The organism is Streptococcus sp. HMSC36C04 (assembly GCF_001839535.1).
Lineage (GTDB): Bacteria > Bacillota > Bacilli > Lactobacillales > Streptococcaceae > Streptococcus > Streptococcus hominis.
On the sequence record NZ_KV841567.1, the window covers coordinates 112,266 to 120,798 of the forward strand.

Below are 8,533 nucleotides of genomic sequence, written 5' to 3' on the forward strand. Positions count from 1 at the left end.
GGTAAAATAAAACCTTATTGAGCAAACTTTATCTTATCGTTCGCTAAAATTGTTCTAAAAAGAAAAATATTCTAACTTTTACATTAGAATATCTTATTTCACAAACATTATTTACAAACTTCTACCTTGTGAGTTTATCTGTGCCATTAAGTTCTTCAGCCCTGCCACTCCCACGGTATCACCCGCTTTTTCAAAACACACCAGTGCTTTTTGAGCATCAGATTTAGCCATTTTTATATCTCCCTTAGCTAATCTTACCTCAGCCAAGCCACGATAAGCACAAGCATGATTGACAAAGTCATCTGTCTGCAATGCTAAATTTAGTGTTTCTTGTAAAAGTTCTTCTGCAAGATGAATATTTCCAAATTTGAATTGTAAATACCCCTGTTCGTACAAATTGACCGATGCCTTTAGGACATCATCGGGGAAATGCTCTGTAATAATTGCAGCTTCTGCCATTATCAAGTCATAAGCCTTTTGAAAATGCTCTTCTTCTCGTTCGACCATCGCTAATTGATGTAAGCCTATATGCTGTTCTTCCAGATTCTTTTCAGACATAGCTTGAGCATAATAGTCTTTTAAAAACTGACGAGCCAACTGAAAATCCTTTTCTTCCAAAGCAATATAAGCTTTTAAATTCAGTGTACTATAACTATCTTGGTCTATTTGATAAACGAATTGCTTGGCAAGCTGATATTGCCCATCAAACAATGCTTGCCAGGCTTTTTGAAGTTGTTCTTGTGTCATATTTTCTTTCCTTTTATTCATAGAAAACAAAATGTCCCACTCTAAAAGTTATATCAAATCAGTCTCCGAGATCGCCTCTTTCACTTTTTCGATTGGCAGATGTACTAGCTCAACTTTCTTTTCGCTATATAAATATCGCGCATAATCATCCATACGGTATTGATTGATATAAACCACTCGCTTGCAACCAACTTGTAAAAGCTGTTTCGTACAATTGAGACAAGGGAAATGAGTGACATAGACAGTAAATCCTTTTGGGATTCCACGCTCTGCACCTTGCAAAATTGCATTTACTTCTGCATGCAAAGTCCTCACACAATGCCCGTCAACTATCAGGCATTCATGATCGATGCAGTGCTCCGTTCCTGAAACAGATCCATTATATCCTGTTGAAATAACTTTATTATCCTTTACAATAACTGCACCAACGCTTGCTCGTTTGCAGGTTGAGCGATTTGCAATCAAGAGCGCTTGTGCTGCAAAATATTCGTCCCAAGCCAATCTTTTTGTAACCATGTTGTCACCTTCTTTTTTATTTATCACTCATTTTATCATTTTTTCGATGTGGAAAAAGCGGAAGTCCGAGCGATGCGATCTTTTCTGCCGGAACCCTCATGCCGTCTTTTGTCCATTTGATTAAGACAGAAACCACCGCCGAACTCCAAAAGGAATTCATGTAAGTCGAAGCCTCTTTTCTAGAGCTATTTTGTTTTTCCAAGAAATCAAACACAGCACTTGTCAACAGTTTTTCTAAATTGTAATCCACTGCTAAACTAAGGATTCGTGCCTCTTTTTTGACTTCTTTAAACAAGAACAGCCACACTTGATAAAGCTCGGTTCTCATATTGAATTGTTCCAATTTATTGGTAATCTTTTGTACTGTTCGTTGGAAAATCTCTTGTAAAATTTCTTCTTTTGAATCATAATTTCGATAAAAAGCTGCACGTGAAACGCCTGCCCTCTCTACTAATTCAGAAATAGTAATTTTGGTCAACTCTTTCTTTTCCAATAATTGCAATAGCGAAATTTCTAAGGATTCTTTTGTAATGCGATTGGATTCCTGATTTGATATTTTTAGATTTTCTAAAGATTTTTTCGATATTTTACGTTCCGACATAACATTTTCTTTCTACGTGTAACAACCGACTGTAAAGGCTTTCTAAAGCAGAAGTTTCATGATATAATTGTAAAAAAAGACAAAACTTTTGTCAATGTCTAACTAGTTTACTACTCAACTAAAGGAGAATGCAATGACTTGGAAAATTGTAGCTGATTCAGGCTGTGATTATAGAACTATCGAAAACCTTGCTGTTGACACCTTGTTTGAAAGTGTTCCTTTGACCATTCAAGTAGGTGATGAAATCTTTATAGATAATGCTCAGCTCAATATTGATGATATGATGGAAAAAATGTATGCCACTTCTTCGGCTTCAAAGTCTGCCTGTCCTAGTCCAGATGATTATATGAAAGCTTTTGATGGAGCTTCAAATATTTTTGTGGTCACTATTACAGGAACCTTATCAGGAAGCCATAATAGCGCACAAGTGGCTAAAAAACTCTATATTGAAGAACATCCTAACGTGAATATCCATATTATTGATACTCTTTCTGCTGGCGGTGAAAATGATTTGATTATCAAAAATCTTAATCTTCTCATCGGTCAAGGGCTAAGTTATGAAGAGGTTGTAACAGAAATTACAGCCTATCAAGCAAAGACGAAGTTACTTTTCGTTCTTGCAAAAGTTGACAATCTAGTCAAAAATGGACGACTGAGCAAGTTGCTTGGAGCCGTTGTAGGATTACTGAATATTCGTATGGTAGGCGAAGCCAGTCAAGACGGCAAGTTGGAGTTGCTTCAAAAGGCGCGTGGTGCTAAAAAGTCACTAATCGCAGCTTTTGATGAACTCATCAAGGCAGGCTATGCCGGTGGACAAATCATTATTGCTCATCGAAATAATCTTAAGTTTTGCCAGCAATTTTCCGAAATGGTTCGTGAAAGATTCCCACAAGCTGTTATTGAAGTCATCCCGACTTCTGGCTTGTGCAGTTTTTACGCTGAAGAAAATGGTCTCCTCATGGGCTATGAGATTCAATAATATAACGAAACTGTAGTCAATCACTAAACTACAGTTTTTATATTACAAATATAGCAAACCAAAAACAACTAGCACACTAATCATGCTAAAAAGTGAGCCGATAAGATAGTATTCTGCAAAGGACTGACTTTCTGAAATCTTATTATATCGTGCGATTGACTTAGCAGTAAAGACTAAGCCAACGGAAGCAAACTGCCCAAATATAAGAGACAAAGCCATAATAAAACGCTCTAAAATCCCAATCATCGCCCCTGCACCTGCTATAGTGTCTTGGTTATCTCCCTTTGACTGATACCTACTGAAGAAAAGCTTAAATAAAATATTAACAGGCTTGCCAACGATTGCTAAGAAAAGAAGGGTTTGAGCAACTGACGCTCCATTTTTCAGCCATTGTGGATTGATTTTGCTGGCCAATAAAGCATAAAATAGAAAAATGCAAATAAAATGAAGGACTTGGTCAATGATGAAAACTTGCTTTGTGAGTCTCTTTATTTCTATAAACGTATTGAGCCTGTATTTCAAGAAATCAATAACTACATGACTAATCCAAACAGCAGCAAAGTAAATAATATTTTTCGGGAAAAAGATACTCAAAATCAGCAACGGCAGAAAAACAATGGCTAAATGCAGCAATAAATAAGGTAACTTTCGACATTTTAAATCTGCCATTTTTTGACTTTGCCATTGGAAATCAGCTAAAACATGTGCCAATAAGGTTAACAACAAGATTGGATGTTGTACAAAATAGTCTGAAAATCCCCACAAATTAGACATGTTTCGCCTCCTTCTCTATCGCATTTAACATCAAGTTCATCGCAACTCGTTTATTTCTGAGATAAATTTTTAACCCACTCGCCTTGATACGTTTGTTGAAAGCACTCGGAGTGATACCAAGTAGTTTTGCCATTTCTTTATGCGAAAATGTTTCATCGTATATATTTTCAGCTAGTAATTGTTTGAGGACATCATATTGGATATCTGTCCACTTGGACTGAATAAAAGAGCATGCAGCTAAAATAGCATTGATTGTCTGACCGACTTCTTCGTCTGCCAAAGAAACCGAAATGTGATTGATGCCATAGTCATTCTTGTCATGAACATAGTTAATCGCTTCTCTCGCCAGCCAATACGCCGGACCGTCAGAACCAATGCTTTGTTCTTTGTTAATTTCTGTAATCATATCTCCAGCACCAATCCCAAATCGAATTTCATAAGGAGCAAATGACATAGAAAGTTGCTCCATGATTTGAAACATATCCGAATTTGGTAAAAACAAAGCTTGAAATTCATCGCCAGCTGTGACCGTAAAGGGAGAAATTAAATATTTCTGATATTGCTGATTCAACTCTTTCATCAATTGCAACAATTGCTGTTGTGCCTGCGCTCGATCTTGTATTTTTTTTGATTTAATAATGTCTCCAATAAGAGCAATGTACATCATCTTTTCACCTCTTTTTGTCTATTATAATGGAAATTTTTAAAAATTTCCATTATAAAGGACATTTTCTAAAATTTCCATTATAAAGGACATTTTCTAATCTACCATCTCTAAAAAATACAGCTAAGCACATGATTGAAACCATCATTTGATCTGATAATGACTATCCTTTTACTTTCCATACCTTACCCAGCACTTCTCCAATCTTGCCCTTGATAACTAAGTCAGCTTGACTATCTTGTATTATATTGTTTTTATTGATTACAACTAAGTGCCGTCCTTGAAAATAATGAACCAAATTAGCGGCTGGATAAACAACTAGCGATGTTCCGCCAATGATAAGTAGGTCAGCTTGATTGATAGCCTGAATAGCTTGAGAAAAAACTTCCATATTTAACGGTTCCTCATAAAGAGTCACATCTGGCTTAACTACACAACCACAAGTCTCGCAATAAGGAATGATTCCAGGCAATTTCAAAAAATCCTCTAAGTCATAAAAACGATGACAATTGGTACAAAAATTTCGGTCCACACTACCATGAATTTTTAATACGTTCTTGCTTCCTGCCCTCTCGTGTAAACTATCAATATTCTGTGTAACAATTGCTTTTAATTTCCCTAACTTTTCTAGATAAACTAAATATTTATGGGCTACATTTGGCTTAGCATTAGGATAAATAAGATATTTCTTGTAAAACTCAAAAAACTGTTCTGGATAACGTTCAAACATCGTATGTGAAACTAATTGCTCTGCTGTAAAATGCTGGTTTAACTCAATATTGTAAATCCCATTAGAACTTCGAAAATCCGGAATACCAGATTCAGTTGAAACACCCGCACCACCAAAAAATACAATATTTTGGCTACTTTGAATGATCTGAGCCAGTTCTTCAATCTTGTCCATATCGCCCTCCTAAAAGTTACCAATATTATTAAAGAAAAAATCGGCTAGCAGAACTAGCCGATTCATATTATAACTGAATTATTTTGACAAGTTATAGAAAGATTTCAAACCACGGTATTCAGCAACTTCACTAAGTTGGTCTTCGATACGAAGTAATTGGTTGTATTTAGCAATACGGTCAGTACGTGACAATGAACCAGTCTTAATTTGTCCAGCGTTAGTTGCAACTGCGATGTCAGCAATTGTTGAATCTTCAGTTTCACCTGAACGGTGTGATACAACGGCAGTGTAACCAGCTTCTTTTGCCATTTCGATAGCATCAAATGTTTCAGTAAGAGTACCGATTTGGTTAACTTTAATAAGGATTGAGTTAGCACATCCTTCGTTAATACCTCTTTCAAGATAAGAAGTGTTTGTTACGAAGAAGTCATCACCAACAAGTTGTACTTTCTTACCAAGGCGTTCAGTAAGTTTCTTCCAACCTTCCCAGTCATTTTCATCCATACCATCTTCGATAGTGATGATTGGGTATTTATCAACTAACTGTTCAAGGTATTCGATTTGTTCGTCAGCTGTACGAACTGCAGCTCCTTCACCTTCGAATTTAGTGTAATCATAAACTTTACGTTCTTTATCGTAGAATTCTGATGATGCACAGTCAAATCCAAGGAATACATCTTTACCAGGAACATAACCAGCAGCTTCGATAGCAGCAAGGATAGTTTCTACACCATCTTCAGTTCCGTCAAAATGAGGAGCAAATCCACCTTCGTCACCAACAGCTGTTTCAAGACCACGAGATTTAAGGATTTTCTTAAGAGCATGGAAAATTTCAGCGCCCCAACGAAGAGCTTCTTTGAATGTAGGGGCACCAGCAGGAACAATCATAAATTCTTGGAAAGCGATTGGAGCATCTGAGTGAGAACCACCGTTGACGATGTTCATCATTGGAGTTGGAAGAACTTTAGTATTGAATCCACCAAGGTAGCTGTAAAGTGGGATTTCAAGGTAATCAGCAGCAGCACGTGCTACAGCAATAGATACACCAAGAATTGCGTTTGCACCCAATTTACCTTTATTTGGAGTACCGTCAAGTGCAATCATTGCACGGTCAATAGCTTGTTGATCACGAACGTCATAACCAATAACTGCTTCAGCAATAATATTGTTTACGTTGTCAACAGCTTTTTGTGTACCAAGACCGCCGTAACGAGATTTGTCACCATCACGAAGTTCAACTGCTTCGTGTTCACCAGTAGAAGCTCCAGATGGAACCATACCACGTCCGAAAGCACCTGATTCAGTATAAACTTCTACTTCAAGTGTTGGGTTACCGCGTGAGTCTAGGACTTCGCGAGCGTAAACATCAGTAATAATTGACATTTTTTACTCTCCTTTGAGTTATTTTATTTACATTCCTATCATACCTTAAAAATCGGTTTTTTTCAAGGAAAAATCGTGTCTTTCTATGAAATTTACGATAATTTTCCGTGTAAGCGTTTTATATTTCCGAATATTTCTTGGATAAATTTCAAAAAAGTATGTTATACTAACTTTATGACAGATATAAATAAAGCAATAATGGAAAAATCTCAAGGGGGATTAAAATTAAATCCCGATGAGCAAAGAAAATTTTTAGAAACATTTGAAGAACGGGTCATTGCAGAATGTAGTATTGATGAAGCTAACAGCGCTCCCATCCACGACCACTTTAAAGAGATTTTACAAAAGATTATCTTGGACTATCAGCCTGTAACTGTGAAAATATCACCTGAGGTTCATAGTCAATATCAAATTTTTTACTTAAAAATAGCAAAAGATCTGGGTTGCAAAGCAACAATCGTGTCTAGTAACTGCAAGAATTCTCCATTTGGTTTAGTCATTCATAGTGATCATCCAGTAGAAATAGATGAAAAAGAAATTGCTAACCAATTTTCTGAATTTTTCCAAGCAGATTCATCTCAAAAAGTAGAAAAGAGGCCTTCTTTTTGGGAAAAGTTGTTTCATTAAAGGGGCGATTGATGCCAAATTTAGAAAAACTAACCTTATTCTTTCAAGCAGAAAATCAAAGAGACTGGGAAACGTACCAAAGTTTTTTACATTCTGATATTACCTGGGAATTGCATGGGCAAGAAGTTTCAACCATTCATGGAATAGACGATTATCTTCTGAAGATTCAGCAAGCCTATCATCATAGCAACGTTCAATTTTCCTGCTTGCATACTTTTTCAACTAACGAAAATCGGATTGTCACCATTCTCCAAAATGATTTTGGTCAACTATCCTGTGATATTTTTGAGTTCGAAAATGGTTTAATTATCAGAGAATATGAATATTTGTTATGATATTTCCATGTCTGAGAACTACTACACCTTGTAATCTAAAACAAATATAATGGGAGGTTAAGAACTTTTTGTTCTAACCCCTTTTTTATAGCAACATCCCTTCGTCTATGTCAAATTCTGTTAGGATTTGCTTAATGCGGTCAAAATTCAAGCGAAAATGTTCTAACGTATGGGCATCAGAGCCAACAGAATACTTTGTTCCGCCCAATTCTTTCACCAAAGACAGGGCATAAATATAAATATCTTCATGGTCATAGAGATACATTGACTTGCAATTCAGTTCAAAAGCTAAGCTGTAATCTATCATTTTTTGAAAGAGGGCACGAAGTTGAGCTTCAAAGTTTTTTAGTTCTTCAACTGTCACATTAAACTTGCGAAAACCATAGTCAAAATGAGCCAAAACATGAGCTGAAATACTCTCAATAGCTTCTTCCATTTCTTTTAGATACGTTGGAATAAACTTCATTTTATCAAATTGCAAAACAGGCTTTTCTAAATAATCGAATTTCCCATTATGATGAACAGATAAAAGTTTCAAATCATAATCTTTATTCTCCAAAAAAGCTAAAATATCTTTCTTTCGTGGTCTGTAATAGCCAATCTCAATTCCTTTTTTGATTCGATTTCCATATTTCCGATTGAGAGCAGCTATTTTTCTAGAATAAGACTCATAATCAGGAATATCATCGTGAGGAGAGCCTGCATCATACGGATAGGGATTAGATAAATCCAGATGTTCAGTCGTCACGATTTCACCATCGTAATGTTCCAAATAATCTCTGAAATCAGCATCTGAATCGTAAGAAAAGTAAGTATGAAGATGATTATCACGCATAATATTTTTCCTCCTATCATCCTATAACACTAAGGAATTATATAGCAGTTTATACTAACTATAATATATTGTATTCTTAAACAAGATTTTCCTAAATTTGATAATTATATTTTGTAGTTGTGTAAAAAATAAGTATTCCCAATTGTCAAGTCAAGTGCAACAAAGTTG

Annotated in this window: 11 protein-coding genes; 3 read left to right on the forward strand and 8 right to left on the reverse strand. The window is 35.8% G+C overall.

The annotated features are described in order from the left end of the window. Positions 1-111: 111 nt before the first annotated feature. The 3 genes from HMPREF3249_RS01265 to HMPREF3249_RS01275 are packed head-to-tail and all read right to left on the reverse strand — an operon-like array spanning position 112 to position 1,864. Entirely contained in the window at positions 112-747 is a 636-nt protein-coding gene (locus tag HMPREF3249_RS01265) for a hypothetical protein (RefSeq protein WP_059220762.1), read from the reverse strand. Positions 748-795: 48 nt separating this feature from the next. Further along, complete coding sequence (locus tag HMPREF3249_RS01270; protein WP_059220764.1) at positions 796-1,263, reverse strand: deoxycytidylate deaminase; 468 nt, start codon at positions 1,261-1,263, stop codon at positions 796-798. Between the two features lie 16 nt (positions 1,264-1,279). After that, positions 1,280-1,864, reverse strand: a complete 585-nt coding sequence (locus HMPREF3249_RS01275; protein WP_049533376.1) for a TetR/AcrR family transcriptional regulator — start codon at positions 1,862-1,864, stop codon at positions 1,280-1,282. 133 nt (positions 1,865-1,997) lie between these two features. On the opposite strand from HMPREF3249_RS01275, the gene HMPREF3249_RS01280 reads away from it, so the two are divergent. Next, the gene (locus HMPREF3249_RS01280) at positions 1,998-2,843 is read left to right on the forward strand and encodes a DegV family protein (protein WP_059220766.1); all 846 of its coding nucleotides are present in this window, start codon (positions 1,998-2,000) and stop codon (positions 2,841-2,843) included. Between the two features lie 42 nt (positions 2,844-2,885). On the opposite strand, the gene HMPREF3249_RS01285 is transcribed toward HMPREF3249_RS01280, so the two are convergent. From HMPREF3249_RS01285 to eno, 4 genes are all read right to left on the reverse strand, one after another. Beyond that, complete coding sequence (locus HMPREF3249_RS01285; protein ID WP_003042928.1) at positions 2,886-3,617, reverse strand: DUF3307 domain-containing protein; 732 nt, start codon at positions 3,615-3,617, stop codon at positions 2,886-2,888. Then, positions 3,610-4,284 carry a SatD family protein gene (locus HMPREF3249_RS01290; protein ID WP_049533379.1) on the reverse strand — a complete coding sequence of 225 codons (675 nt, stop codon included), beginning with the start codon at positions 4,282-4,284 and terminating at the stop codon, positions 3,610-3,612. The genes HMPREF3249_RS01285 and HMPREF3249_RS01290 overlap by 8 nt, the downstream gene beginning before the upstream one ends. A 160-nt stretch (positions 4,285-4,444) precedes the next feature. Further along, positions 4,445-5,185 (reverse strand): NAD-dependent protein deacylase, encoded by a 741-nt coding sequence (locus HMPREF3249_RS01295; RefSeq protein ID WP_059220768.1) that lies wholly within the window; start codon positions 5,183-5,185, stop codon positions 4,445-4,447. Between the two features lie 78 nt (positions 5,186-5,263). Next, a complete protein-coding gene (gene eno, locus HMPREF3249_RS01300; protein WP_059220770.1) occupies positions 5,264-6,568 on the reverse strand; it encodes a surface-displayed alpha-enolase in 1,305 nt (434 codons plus the stop codon). A gap of 174 nt (positions 6,569-6,742) precedes the next feature. Between eno and HMPREF3249_RS01305 the strand changes: the two genes are divergently transcribed. Further along, on the forward strand, positions 6,743-7,195 hold the full coding sequence (locus HMPREF3249_RS01305) for a DUF1694 domain-containing protein (RefSeq protein ID WP_049533382.1): 453 nt from the start codon (positions 6,743-6,745) through the stop codon (positions 7,193-7,195). 11 nt (positions 7,196-7,206) lie between these two features. Continuing rightward, on the forward strand, positions 7,207-7,530 hold the full coding sequence (locus HMPREF3249_RS01310; protein ID WP_049533383.1) for a nuclear transport factor 2 family protein: 324 nt from the start codon (positions 7,207-7,209) through the stop codon (positions 7,528-7,530). 85 nt (positions 7,531-7,615) lie between these two features. Here HMPREF3249_RS01310 and HMPREF3249_RS01315 read toward each other — a convergent pair whose 3' ends face one another. Next, positions 7,616-8,365 carry a PHP domain-containing protein gene (locus HMPREF3249_RS01315; protein WP_049533381.1) on the reverse strand — a complete coding sequence of 250 codons (750 nt, stop codon included), beginning with the start codon at positions 8,363-8,365 and terminating at the stop codon, positions 7,616-7,618. Positions 8,366-8,533: the final 168 nt, after the last annotated feature.

Bases quoted from the DNA above. Each gene is read 5' to 3' on its own strand.
- HMPREF3249_RS01265 (WP_059220762.1), bottom strand. From the start codon at position 747: ATGACACAAGAACAACTTCAAAAAGCCTGGCAAGCATTGTTTGATGGG.
- HMPREF3249_RS01270 (WP_059220764.1), bottom strand. From the start codon at position 1,263: ATGGTTACAAAAAGATTGGCTTGGGACGAATATTTTGCAGCACAAGCG.
- HMPREF3249_RS01275 (WP_049533376.1), bottom strand. From the start codon at position 1,864: ATGTCGGAACGTAAAATATCGAAAAAATCTTTAGAAAATCTAAAAATA.
- HMPREF3249_RS01280 (WP_059220766.1), top strand. From the start codon at position 1,998: ATGACTTGGAAAATTGTAGCTGATTCAGGCTGTGATTATAGAACTATC.
- HMPREF3249_RS01285 (WP_003042928.1), bottom strand. From the start codon at position 3,617: ATGTCTAATTTGTGGGGATTTTCAGACTATTTTGTACAACATCCAATC.
- HMPREF3249_RS01290 (WP_049533379.1), bottom strand. From the start codon at position 4,284: ATGATGTACATTGCTCTTATTGGAGACATTATTAAATCAAAAAAAATA.
- HMPREF3249_RS01295 (WP_059220768.1), bottom strand. From the start codon at position 5,185: ATGGACAAGATTGAAGAACTGGCTCAGATCATTCAAAGTAGCCAAAAT.
- eno (WP_059220770.1), bottom strand. From the start codon at position 6,568: ATGTCAATTATTACTGATGTTTACGCTCGCGAAGTCCTAGACTCACGC.
- HMPREF3249_RS01305 (WP_049533382.1), top strand. From the start codon at position 6,743: ATGACAGATATAAATAAAGCAATAATGGAAAAATCTCAAGGGGGATTA.
- HMPREF3249_RS01310 (WP_049533383.1), top strand. From the start codon at position 7,207: ATGCCAAATTTAGAAAAACTAACCTTATTCTTTCAAGCAGAAAATCAA.
- HMPREF3249_RS01315 (WP_049533381.1), bottom strand. From the start codon at position 8,365: ATGCGTGATAATCATCTTCATACTTACTTTTCTTACGATTCAGATGCT.